This is a genomic window from Caulobacter sp. HMWF025 (assembly GCF_003060965.1).
GTDB lineage: Bacteria > Pseudomonadota > Alphaproteobacteria > Caulobacterales > Caulobacteraceae > Caulobacter.
Genome location: NZ_QAII01000124.1, coordinates 1 through 22,303, shown reverse-complemented (window position 1 = coordinate 22,303; position 22,303 = coordinate 1). Strand labels below are relative to the sequence as shown.

Here is a 22,303-nt window from a genome sequence, read left to right as displayed (position 1 = left end):
CGCGGGAGGCCCGACCCGGTGCAGACCATCCGAACCTAGAAGCTCGCGCGCACCACGAAGGTGTAGCGGCGGTCGTTCATGAACCAGGAGCGGCCGGTCTTCAGCAGGCTGCTGTTGAGGACCTGGGTCGTCTTGGTGGTTTCGTTCAGCAGGTTCACGCCCTGGACGCCGATCTTCACCTTCGGATTGACGGTGTAGAAGAACGAGCCGTCCAGCTGGCCGGTGGCCTCGTTCATGATCGGGGCATAGGGCACGATCACGTCGCGGACGGTCAGCAGGAAGTCCGAGCGCCAGTTGTAGGCCAGACGGGCCGAGATCGGGCCCTTCTCATAGATGGCCGCAAAGTTGGCATTGTGCTTGGACAGACCCTGCAGCGGCAGCTTGCTGGTGTCGACCGTCGCAACACGGCCGGCGGCCACGTCGGGATCGGTCGCCGACAGGGTGCTTTGCGGCACGCCGTTGCTGACGATGTAGCTGTAGTTGGCATTGATGCCGAAGCCGTCCAGCGGCTTGGGCAGGAAGTCGTAGAACTGCTGGTAGCCGATTTCGAAGCCCTTGACCTTGGCCTTCTTGTCGGAGTTGCCCGGCGTGGTGGTCACGACATCGAAGGTCGCGCCGTTGTTGGTGAACGGCACGCGCCGGGTCGTGTTGGTCGCGACGTCGGTCAGTTCCTTGTAGAAGGTCGCGAAGGTCAGCGAGCCGACCGAGGCGAAATACCATTCCACCGAAGCGTCCAGGTTGGTCGACTGGGTGGGCTTCAGATAGGGATTGCCGACCGTGACGTTGCCGCTGGGCTGGCCGTTGGTGATGCCGTCGGCGTTCGTGTTCAGCGTCAGGTTATAGTAGTTGCGGGTCAGGCCGATATCCGGCGGAGCCAGGGTCTTCGACGCGCCGAAGCGGTACTGCAGGCCACCGGGCATGACGACCTTGACGTTCAGGCTGGGCAGCCAGTGCTTGAAGTCGGCATTGGCCGTCGTCGGGGTCACCGCGCCGTTGGCCCAGGCCCGCGCCGCAGCCCGCACCGACGGTGCCAGCTGGCAGAACGGGGTCGGCGACTGGCCCACCGGTACGATGGCGCACTGGGCGTCTGTCGTGAAGTTGGTGTTCGGGAAGGCCAGGAAGCCTTCGGCCTCGCGGGTCGTCTCGGTATAGCGCAGGCCGACATTGCCGCTGACGCGGGCCGCACCGATGTCGCCCTTGAAGCGCGTCATCAGATAGGCGGCCTTGTTGACCTCGTTGACCGGGTTGATTTCCTGCGGGAGGAACGGCGTGCCGGCCACCGTATTACAGCGCATGGCCAGCGGCACCCAGTGCTGCGGACAGCCATTGGCGCCGTTGCGGGCCTGCCATTCGTCGCCGACGTTCAGCGCAAAGGCCGACAGCGTCGCATAGTCCTTGGCGGCGTTGCCGGCATAGAACAGACGCGGGTCCATCCCGGTCGGCAGCGGCGTCTTGCCCCGCATGAAGTTGTCGAAGGCCCACTGCTCGGCCTGGGCGGCGGTGCTGCTGCCGAGGTTGCCCCCGACGATGCCGTCGACCTTGTCGTCCAGCCAGACCGGACCGTTATTGCCCCAGATCTCGCTCAGCACGCCCCAGTTATAGGACGAGAAGCGCGTGGTCTGGTCACGCTCGGACCAGCGCACGCCGGCCTTCACGGAGTCGAACCAGGTGTCGTCGTTGAACTTGTATTCGACGTCGACCTTCAGCGAGTCCTCGGTGCCTTCCGACTGCTCGATGTGGTCCATCGCCGAGCGCCAGAAGCTGTTGTACGGGTCGCTGAGGGTGTTGTGCGTACCCTGGGCATAGGACGGGCAGTTGTTGTTGAAGGTCGCGCAGGGCGTCGGCGACAGGCCATTGCCCGGCAGGGTGAACAGAACGGTCGGCAGGTCGCTGCCGTTCAAGGTGATGGCGGCGTTCTGGAAGGTTGAAGCCCAGATCCCGACGTCAACATTGTCGACCTTGGAGTCGACATGCTGGGCATCGAACTGGAAGCCCCAGTTGTCGTTCGGCGTCCACTTGAAGTTGAAGCCGTAGTCGCTGGTCAGATAGGTCTGCTCGACGTCACGACGGATGTTGTTCGACTGCAGGCCGTTGATCGGCGTGCGCGGGTCGGAGAACTGGTCCGAACGCCAGCCGGTGGTGCCGGTGATGACGCCGTTGGTGAAGACACCGTCGCCGTCATAGCTGAACGTCGTCCCGGCGGCGGCGCGCGAGTCGCCGTTGCTGGCGACGTTGTCGGTCGCGATTTCCATCGCATGCTCGGTCCAGGACTGGCTGGATTCCGACCGCAGGTACTGGAAGGCGGCCTGCATGGTGCCGTCATTGCTCTTCCACTGGACCGCGGCCGCAGTGCCCTGGCGCTCGCGTTCGGTGTTGGTGGAGCGGAAGGCCGCACCGCGCGGGAACCAGACCCCCTTGGTGCCGTTGCCGCAGTCGCCGGTGCTCACACCAAGATTGGTGCGGCAGCCGAAGTTCGAGACCTGGATGGCGTCGCTGCGGGTCGAGAGCTCGGAATTGACGAAGCTGGCCAGCAGGCCGATCTCACCGATGCTGGTGTCGAAGCGGTCGCTGTACAGGAATGAATAGGTCGGCTTCCACGACTTGACCATGTCGCCATAGCTGGCCTCGGCCGAGAGCGACAGGATGCGCTTGTTGGTGTCAAACGGCAGGCGGGTACGCAGGTTCACAGTGCCCGAAATGCCGCCTTCGATCATGTCGGCCGACGGGCTCTTGAACACGTCAACGCCGCCCATCAGTTCCGAGGGGACGTCAGCAAACGACAGGATCCGGCCGTTGTTGGCCGAGAAGGTGTCGCGGCCGTTCAGCTCGGACCGCACGAAGTTCAGGCCGCGCACCACGACGCCCGAACCTTCGACCGAGAAGTGGTCCGGATCGACGCCGGCGGCGAAGCGGTTGATCGACACGCCCGGCACGCGCTGCAGGGCTTCGGTCACCGAACGGTCCGGCAGGGCGCCGATGTCTTCGGCGGTGATCGAGTCGCCGATGATCTCCGACGACTGCTTCAGCGCCTGGCTGCTCTTGAGGCTCTGCTTGATGCTGGTGACGATGACCTCGTCAACGATCTGGCTGTCATCCGCCTTGGCGGGGGTCTGGGCATAGGCCGGGACGGCAAACATCGCCGCGCCGAGGGCCACGACCGATGCCCCGTGCTTCAGGCCAGACATGAAGGAATAGCGTCCGCGCTCGACGCGCAGGCCACGAACTGAGTCCATAGAATTCACCTCCCCTAGTTTAGCAGCGTAGGTAGCGCTACCATTGGCCATGTTACCGTGACCATTATTGGTCAGATCATATGGAGGATCGATCCCGCGTCAAGCGTTGCCTTCACGACGGCGGTCACGTAGCGATGGAAGGACAGGCGGCAATTCGGGCGAATTATCGGATAAAAACGACCAAAAAACGCTGATAAATAGTACAATTGGAGCGTGGGAGCGTTCACATTGGTCTGACAATCATCTTCACAACCCGCATTGTGGTCTGATGATTTGGACAGATAACAACGCTGCAATTGCGCAATTTCGCTCGAAAAGCCTGTCCGTGTAGAGACAGCCGGGAACGAACGGGGGAGAGTAGGAAACGTGGCCAGGGACGACGACGGAAAAGCCCGGATCGGAAAGATCGTCATCGTCGGCGGGGGAACCGCCGGCTGGATGACGGCTGCGGGGCTGGCGGCGGTCCTCGGCGACTCGGGTGTATCCATTGCCCTGGTCGAATCGGCCGAGATCGGAACGGTCGGGGTCGGTGAGGCCACCGTGCCCCATATCCGGCATTTCAATGCCCGGCTCGGCCTCGACGAGGCGGACTTCATGCGCAGGACCCAGGCCACCTTCAAGCTGGGCATCGAGTTTCGCGACTGGGGCCGCAAGGGCGACAGCTACATCCACCCCTTCGGCGGGTTCGGCCAGCCGATCGGCGGGGTTGCTTTCCACCATCACTGGCTGCGCGCCCGACAGCGGGGTGAAGCCGCCGACCTCGAGGCCTACAGCCTGCCGATCATCGCGGCCCGGACCGGCAGGTTCGCGCCCCCCTCGCCCGATCCCCGCGCCCTGGCCTCGACCTTCGCCTACGCCTACCAGTTCGATGCCGGCCTCTACGCCGCCTATCTGCGCACCTATGCCGAGGCCCGTGGCGTGGTCCGGACCGAAGGCCGGATCCGGGACGTCACCCTGCGCGGCGAGGACGGGTTCATCGAGGCCGTCGTGCTGGAAAGCGGTGAGCGGATCGAGGGCGATCTCTTCATCGACTGCTCCGGCTTCCGGGGACTTCTGATCGAGCAGGCCCTGAAGACGGGCTATGAGGACTGGACCCGCTGGCTGCCCTGCGACCGCGCTGCGGCCGTGCCGTGCGAGGCCGTCGAGCCGCCCGGACCCTATACCCGAGCGACCTCCGACGAGGCCGGCTGGCGCTGGCGCATCCCGCTGCAGCACCGGGTCGGTAACGGCTATGTCTATTGCAGCGGCTATATCAGCGACGACGAGGCCGCAAAGGTCCTGCTCGAAAAACTGGACGGCCGGCCCCAGGCCGATCCCCGCTTCCTGCGGTTCACAACCGGGCGACGCCGCAGGCAGTGGAACCGCAACTGCGTGGCCATCGGCCTGGCCTCGGGCTTCCTCGAGCCGCTTGAGAGCACCAGCATCCACCTCATCCAGGTGGCGATCACCACCCTGCTGGAGATGTTCCCCGACCAGAGCTGCGCCCAGGCCGACCAGGACGAATACAACCGGGTCATGGACCTGGAGTTCGAGCGGATCCGCGACTTCCTGGTCCTGCACTATCACGCCACCCAGCGCGACGACTCGCCGTTCTGGCGCGACAAGGCCGCCGCCCCGATCCCCGACAGCCTGAGCTACAAGATGGCGCTGTTCCGGGAACGCGGCATGGTCGTGAAGTATCGCGACGGCTTCTTCCTCGAGCCGTCCTGGCTGGCCGTCTATCTGGGTCAGAACATCATGCCGCAGGGCTATGATCCGATGACCGACGCGATCGATCCGAAGGACTCGGCCCGTCTGCTGGGCGAACTGCAGGCCGCCGTGGCGCGCACCGCCCAGGCCATGCCGTCCCACGAGGCCTACATCGCCCGCTTCTGCGATGCCCGGGGGGCGGCATGACCGCCCTGCCCCTCGGCCGGGTGGCCATCATCGGCGGCGGCGTGGAGGGCTGGATGACGGCGGCCGGCCTGGCCCGGGCCACCGGGGGCCGGGCCAGCCTGCGGCTGGTGGAGACCGGCCCGGGCCCCCGGGGCGCGCTCTCGACCCTGCCGTCGCTGCGCAGCTTCCATGCCCTGCTGGGCCTGGATGAAGCCGCGCTGATGGCCGCGACGCAGGCCACCTTCAAGCTGGGCACGCGCTTCAGCGGATGGACGCCGGGAACCAGCTTCTGCAACGCCTTCGGAGAGCTGGGGGCCAGTCTCGAGGGGGTCGGCTTTCACCACTACTGGACGCGCCTGCAGCAGGCGGGCGGCGCTCCGCCCCTGGACGATTTCAATCTTGCCGCCGTCATGGCCCGCTCGGGCCGTTTCAGCCCGCCCGCCAGCGATCCGCGATCCCCGCTCGCCACCCTGGCCTATGGCCTGCACATGGACGCCGGAGCCTATGTGGCGGTCCTGCGCGACCTGGCCACGCGTCGGGGCGTGGCGGTGTCGCACGGGGCCGTCGGCGAGGTCCTGCGGCGTGAGACCGGCGACATCGCGGCCGTGATCCTGGCCGGCGGCGAGCGCATCGAGGCCGACCTGTTCGTAGACTGCACGGGGGCCGAAGCCCGGCTGATCGGATCCGAGCCCTTCGAGGACTGGTCGTCCCTGCTGCCGGCCAACCGCAGCCTGAGGCTCCGGGCCGAGGTTCGCCGCGATGCCCCGGCCCTGACCGAGATCGAGGCGGCGGCCGAGGGCTGGCGCTGGCGCATCCCGCTCCGCGACGGGGTGGAAAGCGGTCTCACCTATCGCCAAGACCTCACCGACGACGAGACCGCGCTGAAGGCGGCCCGCACCGGCCTGCCGAAACACGGTCTGTCGGACCCGGAGGTCACGCCCCTCCGCAACGGGCGACGGACGCGGTCCATGGCCGGCAACTGTGTCGCCATCGGCACTTCGGCCGGAGTGGTCGAGGCCATGGACGCCGCCGACCTGCACCTGGTGCAGAGCGGCGTCACCCGGCTGATCGCCCTGTTCCCCCGCCCCGGCGACGCCGCCGTGGCGGCGGCGGAGTACAACCGCCTCGGCGAGGAGACCCTGCTGCGGGTCCGCGACCTGGCCATCACCCACTACCGGCTCGGCCAGCGGACCGATGGAGCCCTCTGGGCGCTTGGCCGCAACGGACCGGTTCCCGAGCCCCTCGCCTATCGGCTCGCCCAGTTCGAAAGCCGTGGCCGAGTCGTGATGTATGACGAGGAGACCTTCCTCGAGCCGCACTGGATCGCCACCCTGATCGGCCACGGCCTGCTGCCCCGGCGCTACGATCCGCTCGCGGACCGGATGCCGCTGGAAAAGACCCGTGCCATGCTCGAGCGCATGCGCCTGATCTTCCGCCAGACGGCAGAGAGTCTGCCGACCCATGCAGCGGCTTTGGCGGGTCTGGCCCCATGACCCTGAACCCGATCCGCAAGGTCCTGATCGTCGGCGGCGGCACGGCCGGCTGGATGACGGCCGCCGCCCTGGGCAAGGTCCTGAAGTCCGTGCAGGTAACTCTGGTCGAGAGCGACGCCATCGCCACGGTCGGGGTCGGCGAGGCGACCATCCCGCCGATCACCACTTTCAACCAGTTGCTCGGCATCGACGAGGCCGCGTTCATGAAGGCGACGCAGGCCAGCTTCAAGCTGGCCATCGAGTTCGTCGACTGGACCCGGCCCGGCTCGCGCTACCTGCATCCGTTCGGCAGTTTCGGTCTCGATATCGAGGCGATCAAGTTCCACCAGCTGTGGCTGAAGGCCCAGAGCCTGGGCTCGACCCAACCGCTCGACGACTTCAACCTGTCGGCCACCGCAGCGAAGCTGGGTCGCTTCATGCTGCCCAGCAAGGACCCCGGCCAGGTCCTCTCCAGCCTGAAATACGCCTTCCATTTCGATGCCGGGCTCTATGCCCGCTTCCTGCGCAGCTTCGCCGAAGCGCGCGGGGTGCAGAGGCTGGAGGGCCGGGTGGTGGATGTCGGCCTGCGCGGCGAGGACGGGTTCATCCGCTCGGTTACGCTCGACGACGGGCGCGAGCTGGAGGCCGACCTCTTCATCGACTGTTCGGGCTTCCGGGGCCTGCTGATCCATCAGGCCCTCGACACGCCCTATGAGGACTGGAGCCACTGGCTGCCCAATGACCGTGCGGTCGCCATGCCGTGCGAGACGGCCGGCGACGGCCTGACGCCCTATACCCGCGCCACGGCCGACACCGCCGGATGGCGCTGGCGGATCCCGCTGCAGCACCGCACCGGCAACGGCTATGTCTATGCCTCGGCCCATCTGAGCGATGACGCGGCCGTGGCCCGCCTGCGCGCCACGCTCGACGGACCGCCCAGGGGCGAGCCCAACTTCATCCGGTTCCAGGCCGGACGGCGGCGGGAGATGTGGGTGAAGAACTGCGTGGCCATCGGCCTGGCCTCCGGCTTCCTCGAGCCGCTGGAGAGCACCAGCATCCACATGATCCAGTCCGGCATCACCAAACTGCTGGCCCTGTTCCCTGACCGGGGATTCGATCCGGTCGAGACCGCCGAATACAACCGCCTGACCATCCTGCAGACCGAGCTGATCCGCGACTTCATCATCCTGCATTTCAAGGCCAATGAGCGCGACGAGCCCTACTGGCAGCAGGCCCGCGAGATGGCCATCCCCGAGAGCCTGCAGCGCAAGATCGACCTGTTCGCCGCGCGCGGCCGCCTGTTCCAGTCGGACTATGACCTGTTCGCCGAACCCAGCTGGGTGGCCGTGATGCTGGGCCAGAACATCCGGCCGCGCGGCTACGACCCGCTCGTCGACAGCCTCGACGCCCAGCTGGTCCAGGACCAGATGCAGCGTCTGGCCGCCCTGGTGCGCCAGACCGCCGAGGCCCTGCCCAGCCACCAAGCCTTCATCGCGCGTTACTGCGCCGCTTCTGCCTAGAGTGCCCTGATGAACATCGACAATCGCCTCAGGTCCATCGTCATCGTCGGCGGCGGCACTGCCGGATGGATGACCGCCGCCGCCCTCGGCCGGTTCCTGACCAAAGACGGCCAGACCCGGGTGACCCTGGTCGAGAGCGACGCCATCGGCACGGTCGGGGTCGGCGAGTCGACCATCCCGCAGATCAACATCTTCAATCGCATGCTGGGACTGGACGAGAACGAGTTCGTCCGCCGCACCAAGGCCACCTTCAAGCTGGCCATCGAGTTTCGCGACTGGGAGCGGATCGGCCACAGCTACCACCACCCCTTCGGCCCCTACGGCCTGGACATGGAGGCGGTGTCCTTCCACGCCTACTGGCTGAAGCTGCATGCGATGGGTGAAGACGACGACCTGGGGGCCTATTCGCTCCAGGCCGTCGGCGCGCGGCAGGACCGGTTCATGCGGCCCAACGGCCAGGCCAATTCCCCGCTCGGCGCGATCGCCTATGCCTTCCATTTCGACGCGGGCCTCTATGCCCGCTTCCTGCGCGACTATGCCGAGGCGCGGGGGGTGCGGCGCCGGGAAGGCCGGATCACCTCGGTGCAGCAGGACGGCCTGAACGGTCATGTGACCTCGGTCATCCTGGAGAGCGGCGAGGCTGTGGAGGGCGACCTCTTCATCGACTGCTCGGGCTTCCGCGGCCTTTTGATCGAGGAGACCCTCCACAGCGGTTTCGAGGACTGGTCCAACTGGCTGCTGAATGACCGTGCGGTCGCGGTGCCCTGCGCCAGCGGCGGGTCGTTCTCACCGGTCACCCGGGCCACCGCCCGGCCGGCCGGCTGGCAGTGGCGGATCCCGCTGCAGCACCGCATCGGCAACGGCTATGCCTATTCCAGCGCCCATATCAGTCAGGACGAGGCCGCGGCCTACCTGCTGTCGCACCTCGACGGCGAGCCCCTGGCCGAGCCGAACCACATCCGCTTCAAGGCCGGACGCCGAAAGAAGAGCTGGAACCGCAACGTCGTCGCCATCGGCCTGGCGGCCGGCTTCATGGAGCCGCTGGAGAGCCAGTCGATCCACCTGATCCAGGTCGGCATTTCGCGCCTGCTGGCCATGCTGCCCGACCGCGACTTCCGTCAGCCCGACATCGATCGCTACAACCGGGTGATGGCTTTCGAGTACGAGAAGATCCGCGACTTCCTGATCCTGCACTTCAAGGCCACGTCGCGGAACGACACGCCCTACTGGGACTATCTGCGCGAGATGGCGATCCCGGACTATCTGGCCGACAAGATCGCCCTGTTCGAAAGCTACGGACGGATCTTCCGCGAGAACGAGGAGCTGTTCAACGACACCTCCTGGTTCTCGGTCATGGTCGGTCAGGGCCTGCGACCCAGGGGCTACGACCCCATGGTCGACGTGATGCCCGTCGAGGAACTGCGGGCCCGCATGGCCGACATCCGGACGGTGATCGCCCGCTCCGCCGAGGTCATGCCCGACCACCGCGCCTTCATCCGCGACCACTGCGACGCCATGGCCTGACGCCGCTCCGGCGGGGCGCGACGCCACTGAAGGGGCGCGCCTCACCCGCACCGCACACCGGGCAGCCCCCTCAAACTAGACTAGTTTACATTTCAAACTTGTCTGCTAGAACGTCGATCAGGGCGGCTGGCCCGGGAGAGATGCGATGAATGGCGAACTGAACTCGGCGCAGGACGATCTGGCGTTCCTTCGGGCCCTGGTGAATGACGCGCCCAAGACCCAGTCCGCGGGCGGCTGGCTGTTCCTGGCCGGCGGCACCCTCTTTGGACTCCAGAGCCTGTTCTTCTGGGCCCAGATGGCGTTCCAGATCCAGCTGCCCTCGTGGGGATGGCTGATCCCCAGCGTCCTGCCGTCCGTCCTGTTCCTGATCGCCCTCGTGCTGGTGGTCATGCAGGGCCGCAAGTCGCCCCAGACGGGGGTGGCCACCCGGGCCATGAATGCCGCCTGGAGCAGCACCGGCCTGGTCACCATGACCGTGATCATCGTCTTCGCCTTCAACGCCTGGCGCGAACAGAGTCTGCTGATCTGGCTGCTCTATCCGATCATCGTCTGTGCCGTTCAGGGCGGGGTCTGGTATGTGGCCTACATGATCCGCAAACGTGTCTGGCTGGCCGCCGTCTCGGCCGGATGGCTGGCTTCTGCCGTGGCCCTGGGCTTCATGACCCGCTCCATGGACCTTTACTGCCTGACCATCGGCATCGCCCTGCTGCTGTTCATGGCCCTGCCCGGCTGGATCATGACGCGCCAGGCCGCCCGCGAGATCGCCTGAACCGATGGCGACCTTCGACGTCACCAAGCTGGACGATGCCATCCACGGCCGCCTGCGCCTGGGCATCATGGCCTATCTGGCCGATGCCGAGGCCGCAGACTTCAATGAACTGAAGGCCGTGCTGGAGGCGACCCAGGGCAATCTGTCGATCCATCTGCGCAAGCTTGAGGACGCCGGCTATGTCGAAATCCTCAAGAGCTTCCAGGGCCGCAAACCCCTGACCCGGGTCCACATCACCCCGTCCGGCCGCCGGGCCTTCGCCGGCTATCTGGACGTCCTGTCGGGGCTGGTCGGCAAGGCCTGAACTCCAGGCCTGTGGCGTTTGGCCCCAGCCCTATTCGGTTTGAGGCCCCAGCCCTCCGGGCGCATAGTTGCGCGCAGAATCAGCAAGGCACTCCGTTCGGTCCGGCATGAAGATACTTGAGACCTCGGCCGACCTGGAGCAGCGGCGCCTCGCGGCGCTGTGGGCGCTGGACATCGTCGATACGCTGGAGGAAACGGGCTTCAACGACCTCGTCGCCGAGGTTTCCGAGACCTGCAACACGCCGATCTCGCTGATCTCCCTCGTCGACTCAGACCGCCAGTGGTTCAAGGCCCGTATCGGCGTTGAGGTGCAGGAAACCGCCCGCGACATCGCCTTCTGCGACCACGCCATCCGGTCACCGGACGTCTTCGTGGTCGAGGATGCCACCCGCGACACCCGCTTCCTGGCCAACCCGCTGGTCACCGACGATCCGGGAATCCGGGCCTATGCCGGCGCGCCCCTGACCACGCACGACGGGCTGCGGATCGGCACCCTTTGCGCCATTGATACCCGTCCGAAGGTCTGGACGCCGCGCGAACTGCGGTGCCTGGAGCGCCTGTCTCGTGTGGCGATGATGATGATCGAGGCCCGGGTCGGCACCCAGGTCGCCGACGCGCATGCCCAGAACCTCGAGGCCCTGCGACGTGGCGACCAGCAGTACCGGACGATTATCGCCGCCATGCGCGAGGGTGTGGTCCTGCAGGACCGCTCCAGCGTCATCGTCGAGAGCAATACCCACGCCGCCCGCCTGCTGGGCCTGACCCACGACCAGCTTCTGGGACGCGGCTCGATGGACCCGCGCTGGAGCATCGTCGATGCCGACGGCGCGCCCCTGCCCGCCGAGCTGCAGCCGTCCATGCAGTGCCTGCAGAGCGGCAAGCCGGTGCTGGACTTCATTCTCGGGGTCAACCTGCCCGAGGGCAACCGCCGCTGGCTGACGGTCAATGCCCTGCCGATCTTTGAGGGCGACGATCCGGTTCCGGCCAAGACCCTGACCACCTTCGCCGACATCACCCAGCTGAAGCTGCAGGAAGCGCAACTCACCGAGGCGGCCGCCGAGGCCGAGCGGGCCAGCGCGGCCAAGTCGACCTTCCTGGCCAATGTCAGCCACGAGATCCGCACGCCCCTGAACGGGGTGATCAGTCTGGCAAGGGCCCTGTCCCGCCAGCCGATGGCCGAGCGCCAGCGCGAAATGGTCGACATCATCGTCCACTCCGGCGAGACCCTGGAGCGGATCCTCAACGACCTGCTCGACATCGCCAAGATCGAAGCCTCGCGCATGGAGCTGGAGATCGCGCCCTTCGACCTGCACGGCGAGATCCAGATCTGCACCGACCTGATGCGCCTGAAGGCCGACGGCAAGGGGGTCGCCTTCGAGGTCGACTTCGCGCCGGGTACCGAAGGCCATTTCCTGGGGGACGCCCTGCGCCTTCGCCAGGTGGTCGCCAACCTGATCTCCAACGCCATCAAGTTCACCGATCGCGGCACGGTGCGGGTCCTGGTCGAGGTCCAGGCACCCCCGGCCGGCAATGCGGACCACCTGTTGACCGTATCGGTCGAGGATACCGGGATCGGCCTGGAACCCGAGGTCCTGCCCCGACTGTTCGAACGCTTCGTCCAGGGCGACGACACCGTGACCCGCCGCTTTGGCGGCACCGGCCTGGGCCTGGCCATCTGCCGCAACCTCATCACCCTGATGGGCGGCCATATCGACGCCGAGCCGCGGCCGGAGGGCGGCAGCCGCTTCTTCTTCACGATCCCCCTGCGTCTGGCCGAGACCCCTGCGTCCGCCTCGCCGGTCGCCCTGTATGACGCCCATGGTGAGCTGGCCGAGCGCGGCCTGCGGATCCTTCTGGTCGAGGACCATCCGGTGAACCGCCGGGTGGTCGAGCTTCTGCTCGAGCCCCTGCAGGTTTCGCTCGACGAGGCCGAGAACGGCGTTCAGGGCCTGGACCTGTTCCGGCAGGGCGATTTCGACCTCGTGCTGATGGACATGCAGATGCCGGTCATGGACGGCCTGTCAGCCACGCTGGAGATCCGGGCCTGGGAGGCGCGCGAGGGCCGGCAGCCGACACCGATCGTGATGATGACCGCCAACGCCTCGACAGACCACCGCCGACAGGCCCTGGCGGTCGGGGCCGACGGGTTCATCACCAAGCCGGTGACGCCGGAGAGCCTCTACGGCGGCATCGAGACCGCGCTCGCCCCCGCCCGCCTCTCCGCCATGGCCTGAGCCACGCTGCCCCGGAACTGACCCGGCGAGCGGGCTTCGGCTGCGCCCGCAGTATTGGTCAGACCAATCGGTTGACAACCCTTCGCCGGGCGCTAAACCAGCCTGACGAACAGCCGGCTCCGGCGCGACATTGATCGCCCCAGGGGTACGGCCGCCCGCCGGTCAGCCTAGCGAAAGCCCGCCATGTCCAAGATCATCGCCGCCCGCACGATCGTGAGCTGCCCGGGCCGCAACTTCGTGACCCTGAAGATCATCACCGAAGACGGCACCTACGGGATCGGCGACGCCACGCTCAACGGGCGCGAACTGGCGGTTGAGGCCTATCTGACCGAGCACGTCATTCCCTGCCTGATCGGACGCGATGCCCATGCCATCGAGGACATCTGGCAGTACCTCTATCGCGGGGCCTACTGGCGTCGCGGGCCGGTGACGATGTCGGCGATCGCCGCCGTCGACATGGCGCTGTGGGACATCAAGGGCAAGCTGGCCGGCCTGCCCGTCTATCAGCTGCTGGGCGGGGCCTGCCGTTCGGGTGTCATGGTCTATGGCCATGCCAACGGCGAGACCATCGACGAGACCCTGGCCAATGCGGCCGACTATGTCGCCCAGGGCTACAAGGCCATCCGCCTGCAGACCGGCGTGCCGGGCGTGAAGGGCACCTATGGCGTGTCCAAGGACAAGTTCTTCTACGAACCCGCCGACAGCGACCTGCCAAAGGAGACCCTGTGGTCGACCGAGAAATACCTGCGGGTCGCCCCGGAGCTGTTCCGCGTCGCGCGCGAGCGGCTGGGCTGGGACGTGCATCTGCTGCACGACGTGCATCACCGTCTGACGCCGATCGAGGCCGCCCGGCTGGGCAAGGATCTCGAGCCCTACCGGCTGTTCTGGATGGAAGACTGCACCCCGGCCGAGAACCAGGACAATTTCCGTCTGGTCCGCCAGCACACCACCACGCCCCTGGCCGTGGGCGAGGTGTTCAACTCGATCTTTGACTGCAAGACCCTGATCCAGGAGCAGCTGATCGACTATATCCGCGCCACGGTCGTCCATGCCGGCGGGATCACCCACCTGCGCAAGATCGCCAGTTTTGCCGACCTGCACCAGGTCCGGACCGGCTGCCACGGCGCGACCGACCTGTCGCCGGTCAGCATGGCCGCCGCCCTGCACTTTGACCTGTCGATCCCCAATTTCGGCGTCCAGGAATACATGCGCCACACGCCCGAGACCGATGCGGTGTTCCCACACGCCTACAGCTTCGCCGACGGCATGCTGCATCCGGGCGAGGCACCGGGCCTGGGCGTGGACATCGATGAATCCCTGGCCGCCGGTCATCCCTACAAGCGGGCCTATCTGCCGGTCGCGCGCCGTGAGGACGGCGCCATGCACGACTGGTGAAGCCCGATTGCCCCGAAAATCGCTTCTCAGGCAAAAGTTGAGGCAAAGCGGGAGAATCTCGGCGAGACTTGTGGTGATAGTGACCTAAACGGCGCCTGCGCCCCTGCGAGACCCCCAAGCCGCCCCATGGCCGACAACGTCAAACTCTATCGCCGCATCGCCGACACCGTGGCCGAAGCCATTGAGGCGGGCCAGTATCGTCTCGGTGACCGCCTGCCGACCGAACGCGAGCTGGCCGAGCAGTTCGGCGTCTCCCGCCCCACCTTGCGCGAAGCGATGATCGCCCTGGAAATGCTGGGCATGATCGAGGCGCGTCACGGCCTGGGCATCTATGTCACCGGCAATGTCCGGCCCGTCGTGCCCTCGGCCGAGATCGATGTCGACGTCGGGGCCTTCGAACTCATCGAGGCCCGCCGCCTGTTCGAGGGTGAAGCCGCCGCCCTGGCCGCCACCTCGATCACCGACGACCAGCTTCAGCAGCTGGAAGTCCTGATGGTCCGGATGCATGAGGAAGAGGAAGTGGCCGGCGAGGATGCCGACCGCGAGTTCCACATGATCATTGCCCGGGCCACGGGCAACGGCGCGATCATGGCCACCATCGAAAACCTGTGGGACTGGCGCAACCGCTCGCCCCTGGCCCGCAACATCCTGACCCGCGCCCGCGGCATGGGGCTGGAACCGCGCATCAACGAGCACCGCCGGGTGTTCGAGGCGCTCAAGGCCCGCGACCCTCACGCCGCCCGCCAGGCCATGCGCGACCACCTTGAGCGGGTGATCGACCACCTGCTGCACGCCACCGAGACCGAGGCCGTCCAGAAGGCCCAGCAGGAAACCAGCGCCCGCCGCAACGCCATCGCCAAGCGGGTGGCGATCTAGGCGCCTACCGCCGGACGCTCTCGGCGGGGCCCAGATAGCTCTCGGGCAGCGCCTGGCGTGACAGGACCAGCCGCTGGAACACCACGCCCGGATCAACCCGCCAGAGCTTCACGGTGTGAACCCCGGCGGACGGGATCATCAGCGGTACTCGCAGCTGCCGGACATTGTCGGCCACGGCCCGGTTCCAGGCCGCCTCGGAGGCGTCGGGGATGGTGTTGACCACCACCGGCGGCGCGTCGTTGAGCGAGACCGCGAAAGTCAGGCCCTTGCCGCCCCTGAAATCCAGGCCCGGTGAAACGAACACGGTCAGGTCGCTCGCCCCGGCCCGCTCGAAGTCAATCCGGTAGTCCAGCGACGGTCCCTGCCCCGCGAGGCTAGACGGCGCGGTCGAGGGGTAGCTGGTCACGCCCGACAGGGTGCGGCCCAGACCGGGGATGGTCTTCCAGCCGACTCCCGCCGCTGACGTGGCCCGGGCATGATGCTCCGCCTCGATGACGACCACCCCTCCGGCCTCGACAAAGGCTCCGCTGGCGGGAGGACGGGCCGGGTTTTCGACCACCGCCGTCACCGTGACGACCTGGCCTGCGCCCTTGATCGTCACGGGAACGCGATGAATGCCCTTCGGAGCCTTGCTCCAGTCGACAGAGACCTCCAGCCGGGTGTCGCCGCCCGACCCGGCCGTTCCGCGCGCGACCTGCAGCCAGGCCGCGCCGCTTGAGGCCTCGAAGGCCAGCGGCGCGTCGCCCCGGGCGAAGACGTCGATCCAGCGGTTCTGGGTGCCGTATCGGTGGATCAGTGGCAGGTCGGTCGCCGCCTCGACAGTGGCCTCGCGGCCCTCGACTGCCACGCCCAGTACCGCACCCGCCGCCGGCGTGACCAACTGGGTGGCCGGCAGGATGTTGGCGTCGGGCTGCTGCCAGATCGTGTAGCCGATATGGGTCTGGTCCATCATGTGGACCCACTTGCCGTCCTTGATCGCGTCGTGCTGCCGGGTCAGTTCGGCGTCACGGTCGAACAGGGTCTTGACCAGGGCGGCCTGGCCATTGGCCGCCACCCGCCCCTGGGCCGCATAGAGCCGGTTGCGGCCGACCGCGATCTGCAGCCGGTTATAGTTGGCGCTGGCCTTGATCGGGAACCAGACCAGCTGGAAGAAGGCCGCGTCGGCGTCCCCAGGCAGAGCGGCCCGAACGGCGTCCGCGCGGCGCTCCAGATCGGCCCACTCGGCTTCGATCCGTTCGGCCTCCCGGTCATGCACCAGGCTGAACGTCGCGCCGTCGATCAGCTCGGGCTTCCGGCGGGCGTTCAGCTTCGTATAGCCGTCCAGCAGCGCGCCGATCTCGCCGGCCCTGGCCGGTCCGAACTGCGCCGCCGCCCAGTCGCTCGTATAGGCCGGCAGCCTGTCCAGCGGGATCGCGTCCGGGTTCCAGGCATAGTCGAGGAAGAACTCGGTTGGCAGCTCCATGGGCTTGAGGTCGCCGACATTGACGATCCAGAGCCGGTCAGCCCCGTAGTCGGCGGCCAGCTTCATCTGCTCCCAGACCCGCTCGATCTGGTTGGTGTTCAGCCACTTGTAGTTCCGGGGGCCGCCCACATAGTCGAAGTGGTAGTAGACGCCATAGCCACCCGGGCGGGTCTTCCCGGGCTCCGGCAGCCTGCGGATGTTGCCCCAGTTGTCATCGGCAAACAGCAGGGTGACGTCATCGGGCACCCGCATGCCGGCGTCGTAATAGTCCTGTACCTCCTTGTAGAGGGCCCAGACCTGCGGGGTCTTGGCCGGGTCCTGGCCCGTGACCTCGCCGATGATCTTGCGCTGATCGGCGACGATGGTCTCCAGCAGCTTTGTGGCCGTGCCCTCGCTCATCGGCTCGTCGCCGTCGCCGCGCATGCCCACGGTCACGAGGCTCTCGTTCGCGCCCATGCGCTCGACCCCGGCCCGCCAGAACTCGCGCAGCACCTGCGGGTTCTTGGCATAGTCCCAGCGGCCCTGGCCGTAACGCTCCCACTCCACATGGGCCCGCATCATCGCCTCGTGGTGCGAGGTGCCGAGGATCACGCCCATCTCGTCGGCCAAGGGGGCGCTCAGCGGGTCGTCGTCATACAGGGCCTTGCCCCACATCGCGGGCCACAGATAGTTGCCCTTCAGGCGCAGGGTCAGTTCATAGACCCGCTCGTAGAAGGCGTGATTGAACCCGCCGAAGGTCTTGTTGGCCCAGCCATACAGGGCCGGGTTCTCGTCATTGAGGAAAATGCCGCGATACCTGACGCGCGGCTTCTGGACGTTGGCGCCGGGCGCGATGAAGACCTCGGCCCTGCGGATCACCGGCGCGTCAGCCCACCAGCTCCACGGCGAGACTCCGGCCCGTTCGGACAGGTCGTAGGCCCCGTAAATCGTTCCGCGCTTGTCGGCCCCGGCAATGACCAGCGCCTGTTTCAGGCCCGGCCGGGGATCCTCGACCACCTGCTGGACGAAGCCGTCCCACTGGCCGCGCACCCCGGACACATCCAGCTTGCCGGCAGCGATCAGGGCGTCGATGGCGGCGCTCTTGCCGATCGTGCCGATGATGACGACGGGGGCCTCGCGGCTCGCCGCGCCGCCCGACAGGCTGGCCAGATCGCCACGCAAGTCCTGCACGGCGCGCAGGACGCCGGGATAGTCGGTGACATCGGCCTCGATCCGGGCCGGCCGGCCGCCCCGGATCAGCGGGAAGGCCCCGGGCGCGGCGCTGACCGTAACCGCAGCAGGCTGGGCAGTGGCGACGTAGGGGATCGTCAGCCCGCCCGCCAGCAACAGGCCCAGTACGGCAACCTGCAGCATGGACGCCCCCTTGGTCATGGCGCGTCGCACCGGATCAGTTCAGCTCGAGTTCGAACGGCTGGGCCGGCAGGCCGCTGCTGTCGAACAGGTTGAAGGTCGGGCTGTCGGCCCAGGCAAAGCGCAGTCTGGCGGTCGGAGCGCCTGCCGGGATGCTGACCACGACCGACTTGCCCTCGATGCGGCCATCGGCCCAGCGGCAGGTCCAGCCGGCCGTGTCACACAGCGAAAAGCCGATCACCCGGTCCGAACCCCGGGCCACCAGATCGCCGCCGACCTGGTCGAAACTGACCGTGATGCTGTCGCCGGTTCGCTTGGCCGAGACCGGAGCCGGACCGGTGGTGACCGCTTCCCCGGCGAGGCGGCGCGCGGCCAGGGCCAGACGCTTGCCGACATCCTGCTTGTTGCCCGGGTGAATGTCGGTGGGATCGCCGATGTCGGTGGTCACCGCCAGGCCCGCATGTGGATCGGCGGCGACGGCGCGGCGCTGGGCTTCACGCAGGGCGGCCGTGGCCGATCCGCCCGGCGTCGTGGCAAAGGCCCCGTAATTGGCCAGTTGCACCACCAGGGCCGGCATGTCGGGCGACTGGCCCGACCGGCGCTCGGCCATGAAGGCCTTCAGCAGCGGCAGATAGGCCTTGTCGCGCCCGACATTGGTCTCGCCCTGGTACCAGGCCATGCCCGAATAGGCGAAGGGCCCCATCGGAGCGAGCATGCCGTTATAGAGGGTCGAGACCCCCGCCAGGGTATCCCACGGCGCGCGGGGCGGATCGCCGCCGTCGCGCGGTTCGATGCGGTAGGTCCAGGCCGTCAGCGGCAGCCGGGTGCCGTCGGCCAGCACCAGGGCGCGCTTGCCGGCCTCGCCGTACATCCCGCCGTTGGAATAGACGTCATAGGCCGAGACCACGATCGTGTTGCGCCCGGCCTTCAGGCTGCCGGCCGCCAGCGGATAGGCCCGGTCCAGCCACGCCCCCGAGGTGGCCCCGACACCGATCCCGTTCAGATAGGTGGTGTCCATGTCATCGATCTGGCCGAGGTTCAGGCTCGCGGCCTGCCTGGCCTGGACCGCCGTCAGCTGCACCTCAGCCTTGAACCAGACCACGCCGTTGAAGTCGGTCAGGGCCGGGACGCCCCAGCGCTCCCAGACGCCGAGCCCCTCGGGCGCGGCCGTCCAGTTGCCGGTGCCGGTCCACGGGGCTACGGCCGCCAGGGTGGGGTTCTTGGCCGACCACCAGCCCTTGATCGTCTCGCCCCAGCGGCGGCTCGCCACCGCCGGATCCTTGATCGACAGGGCCAGGGTCTCGACCGCGTCATCATAGCCGCCGACCGCCTTGAGGGCCGCAGGGCTCATCCAGGCCTCGATGCCCGACCCGCCCCACGAGGCGTGGACCAGGCCGAGCGGGACCTTGCGGGTCTTCTGCAGCTCGCGGGCGAAATAGTGACAGACGGCGGAAAACTGGCCGACGGTCTCGCGACCGGTCGGCTTCCACACCGGCGGCTTGCCGAAAGTGGACCTGGGCGCGCGGCCTTCCGCCTTCTCGATGGTGACCATGCGAATGGTGTCGTTGGGGGCACCGCTGTTGACCTGGTTCCAGGCGTCATTGGCCCGGTCGACGGTCAGCTCCATGTTCGACTGGCCCGAGCACAGCCAGACATCGCCGCTCAGAACGTCCTGCACCGTCTGGCTGGCGGTGGGAGTGCTGACCTTGAGGTCATAGGGCCCGCCGGCCGGGGTCGCAGGCAGGTCGACCCGCCAGGCCCCGTCGGTCCCGGCCGTGGCCGTGGCCGTCTTGCCAGCAAAGGTCACCGTGACGGCCTCACCCGGTCTGGCGGTTCCGAACACCGGCAGCGGACGGTCACGCTGCACCACCGCATGGTCCGAGAACAGGCCGTTCAGCAGGTCCTGGGCGACGGCGGGACTGGCGAGGACGGTGGCGGCAAGCAGGCCGGTGATGAGGCGACGCATGGTTTCTTACTCCCTGTCCGTCCCTCGCAGGACGGCGCTTGTGTTCTCTGCTGTCACCGGCCTTCGCCGGCGAGAACGGCTACGTCCCTGTCACGGACTGACCGCTCTAGGCCACCGTCAGCGTGGCCGTCTTCAGGTCCACCGAGTTGGGCCCGACCATGATGCTGAAGGCGCCGGGTTCCACCACCCGCTTCATGTCGAGGTTCCAGAGGCTCAGGTCCGCCGGCGTCACCTCGAAGCTGACCGTGGTCCGGGCCCCGGCGGCGAGGGTGACGCGCCTGAAGTGCTTCAGCTCCAGCAGCGGACGGGTCACCGAAGCGGCCAGGTCGTGGATGTAGAGCTGTACCACCTCGTCGCCGGCGACCTTGCCGGTATTGGCGACCTCGACCTCGACCCGGACGCTCTCGCCCTGGCCGATGCTGGCTTTTGCCAGGCGCGGGGCCGAGATCTCGAAGCGGGTATACGAAAGCCCGAAGCCGAACGGATAGAGCGGGCTGGTCTTCTCGTCGAACAGATAGCCCCGGCGCGCGGTCGGCTTGCGATTGTAGAAGACCGGCAGCTGGCCGACGCCGCGGGCGATGCTGACCGGCAGCTTGCCGCCCGGATTGGCCCGGCCGAACAGGATGTCGGCGGCGGCGTTGCCGGTCTGCTCGCCCAGGTACCAGCCCTCGACGATGGCGTCGGCGCGCTCGGCCAGCAGGTTGATCGACAGGGGCCGGCCGTTCAGCAGGAAGACGATGGTCGGCTTGCCCAGATCGAAGATGGCCCTGGCCAGATCGTTCTGCTGTCCGACGAGATCCAGGCTGTTGCGGTCACCGAGGTGCGCATCGGCCCACGCCTCGCGGCTGGTCTGCTCGTTGTCGCCCAGCACCATGACCACGACGTCGGCCTTTTTTGCGACCTCGACGGCCTCGGCAATCAGCCTGGCATTGACCTCCGGCTCCACGGCCTCGACGGCGTCGGCCGACCATGAGCGGCTCTTGGTCAGGCGCACGGCCTCGGCATAGTCCAGAGCAAAGCCCTGCGCCCTGGCCTCGGCGGTCAGCCCTTCCAGGATCGAGACGACATGGCGCGGCTCGTCGGAATAGCCGCCGATCGGGGTGTCGCGGGCATGGGTGCCCAGCAGGGCCATACGCTTGAAGGCCTTGCCGTTCAGCGGCAGCACGCCCTTGTCATTCTTCAGCAGCACCACCGCCTTGCGGGCTGCCTCGCGGGCCAGGGCGATGGCTTCGGGTGTGTTGTTGCGGGCCTCGGCCAGCTTTTCATCCGTATAGGGATTTTCGAAGAAGCCGCCCTCGAACTTCATCTGCAGGACACGGGCCACGGCTGCATCCAGCTCGGCGACGGGCACGCGGCCCTCGCGGACCAGCCGGGGCAGCTGGGCATAGGCCTCGCCGTCGGGCAGCTCGACATCGACACCGGCATGCAGGGCCATCACGGCCACATCGTCCAGCTTGTCGGTCAGCTGGTGGCGCGAGGTCATTTCCTTGATGGCGAAATAGTCACTCTGGACCGAGCCCTGATAGCCCCATTCCTCGCGCAGAACCTTGGTCAGCAGCCAGTGACTGGCGTGCGAGGGGACCCCGTCGATCTCGTTGTAGGACGGCATCACCGACCGCACCGGCAGCTCGGTCACCGCCCGCTCGAACGGCGGGAAGAAGTTCTCGCGCAGGGTCCGCTCGGCGATCTGGGCCGGGCCGACATTGGTGCCGTTCTCGGGCTGGCCGTGGCCGGTCATGTGCTTGAGCGTGACAAACACCTTGTCCGGGGCCAGAGGCAGGGTCTTGCCCTGGAAGCCGCGAATGGCCGCCAGGCCGATCTCGGCGCACAGGTGCGGGTCCTCGCCATAGGTCTCCTCGATCCGGCCCCAGCGCGGATCGCGGGCCACGTCGACCACCGGGGCCAGGGCGATGTTCGAGCCCCGCGCCCGCATTTCCTTCGCGGCCAGGGCAAATATCTTCTCGACCAGCTCGGTATCGAAGGTCGAGGCCAGGGCGATGGCCTGCGGGAAGCTGGTGGCATCGCGGGCCACATAGCCGTGCAGGGCCTCGTCATGCATCAGCATGGGAATGCCCAGCCGGGTCTTTTCCATGGCCCACTTCTGGGCGGCATTGGTGTAGCGGGCCGTCTCGGCGGCCTTGCGGCCCTTGCTGCCGTCCTCGGCCCCGGCGGCGGCCCCGACCTCGGCCACCGGCTTGAGGCCGCGCCGGTCGGTCGGACGCGAGATCTGGCCGAGACCATTGGGGAAGGCCTTGCCGGCGGCTTCGGGCGAGAACTCGCCCTCCGGCGTCTGGATAGCCGACTTGGTCAGCCAGATCCCGACG

Annotated in this window: 13 protein-coding genes; 9 read left to right on the top strand and 4 right to left on the bottom strand. The window is 67.4% G+C overall.

The window, feature by feature from the left end:
- Nucleotides 1-35: 35 nt before the first annotated feature.
- Nucleotides 36-3,233: a TonB-dependent receptor gene (locus tag DBR10_RS13465; protein WP_108556420.1), complete on the bottom strand. Its 3,198-nt coding sequence runs from the start codon at nt 3,231-3,233 to the stop codon at nt 36-38.
- 438 nt (nt 3,234-3,671) lie between these two features.
- Here DBR10_RS13465 and DBR10_RS13460 point away from each other — a divergent pair, with 438 nt between their 5' ends.
- The 9 genes from DBR10_RS13460 to DBR10_RS13420 all read left to right on the top strand — a co-directional run bounded on the left by DBR10_RS13460 (nt 3,672) and on the right by DBR10_RS13420 (nt 15,201).
- Nucleotides 3,672-5,129 (top strand): tryptophan halogenase family protein, encoded by a 1,458-nt coding sequence (locus DBR10_RS13460; RefSeq protein WP_108556422.1) that lies wholly within the window; start codon nt 3,672-3,674, stop codon nt 5,127-5,129.
- The gene (locus tag DBR10_RS13455; RefSeq protein WP_108503629.1) at nt 5,126-6,601 is read left to right on the top strand and encodes a tryptophan halogenase family protein; all 1,476 of its coding nucleotides are present in this window, start codon (nt 5,126-5,128) and stop codon (nt 6,599-6,601) included. The genes DBR10_RS13460 and DBR10_RS13455 overlap by 4 nt, the downstream gene beginning before the upstream one ends.
- Nucleotides 6,598-8,100 (top strand): tryptophan halogenase family protein, encoded by a 1,503-nt coding sequence (locus DBR10_RS13450; RefSeq protein WP_108503628.1) that lies wholly within the window; start codon nt 6,598-6,600, stop codon nt 8,098-8,100. Before DBR10_RS13455 ends, DBR10_RS13450 begins: the two co-directional genes overlap by 4 nt.
- 9 nt (nt 8,101-8,109) lie before the next feature.
- Nucleotides 8,110-9,624 (top strand): tryptophan halogenase family protein, encoded by a 1,515-nt coding sequence (locus DBR10_RS13445; protein WP_108503627.1) that lies wholly within the window; start codon nt 8,110-8,112, stop codon nt 9,622-9,624.
- A gap of 145 nt (nt 9,625-9,769) precedes the next feature.
- Nucleotides 9,770-10,393 carry a hypothetical protein gene (locus tag DBR10_RS13440; protein ID WP_108490052.1) on the top strand — a complete coding sequence of 208 codons (624 nt, stop codon included), beginning with the start codon at nt 9,770-9,772 and terminating at the stop codon, nt 10,391-10,393.
- Nucleotides 10,394-10,397: 4 nt separating this feature from the next.
- A complete protein-coding gene (locus tag DBR10_RS13435; protein WP_108490051.1) occupies nt 10,398-10,697 on the top strand; it encodes a winged helix-turn-helix domain-containing protein in 300 nt (99 codons plus the stop codon).
- 106 nt (nt 10,698-10,803) lie between these two features.
- On the top strand, nt 10,804-12,930 hold the full coding sequence (locus DBR10_RS13430) for a hybrid sensor histidine kinase/response regulator (protein ID WP_108503626.1): 2,127 nt from the start codon (nt 10,804-10,806) through the stop codon (nt 12,928-12,930).
- A 183-nt stretch (nt 12,931-13,113) separates the two neighbouring features.
- On the top strand, nt 13,114-14,325 hold the full coding sequence (manD, locus tag DBR10_RS13425; RefSeq protein WP_108503625.1) for a D-mannonate dehydratase ManD: 1,212 nt from the start codon (nt 13,114-13,116) through the stop codon (nt 14,323-14,325).
- 126 nt (nt 14,326-14,451) lie between these two features.
- Nucleotides 14,452-15,201, top strand: a complete 750-nt coding sequence (locus DBR10_RS13420; protein ID WP_108503624.1) for a FadR/GntR family transcriptional regulator — start codon at nt 14,452-14,454, stop codon at nt 15,199-15,201.
- Nucleotides 15,202-15,205: 4 nt separating this feature from the next.
- Here the strand turns inward: DBR10_RS13420 and DBR10_RS13415 are convergent, their stop codons facing one another.
- From DBR10_RS13415 to DBR10_RS13405, 3 genes are all read right to left on the bottom strand, one after another.
- Nucleotides 15,206-18,016, bottom strand: a complete 2,811-nt coding sequence (locus DBR10_RS13415; protein ID WP_108503630.1) for a glycosyl hydrolase 115 family protein — start codon at nt 18,014-18,016, stop codon at nt 15,206-15,208.
- Nucleotides 18,017-18,050: 34 nt separating this feature from the next.
- A complete protein-coding gene (locus DBR10_RS13410) occupies nt 18,051-19,979 on the bottom strand; it encodes a sialate O-acetylesterase (RefSeq protein WP_108503623.1) in 1,929 nt (642 codons plus the stop codon).
- Between the two features lie 106 nt (nt 19,980-20,085).
- The coding region (locus DBR10_RS13405) for a glycoside hydrolase family 3 N-terminal domain-containing protein (RefSeq protein ID WP_108556419.1) at nt 20,086-22,303 on the bottom strand (2,218 nt) is incomplete at its 5' end.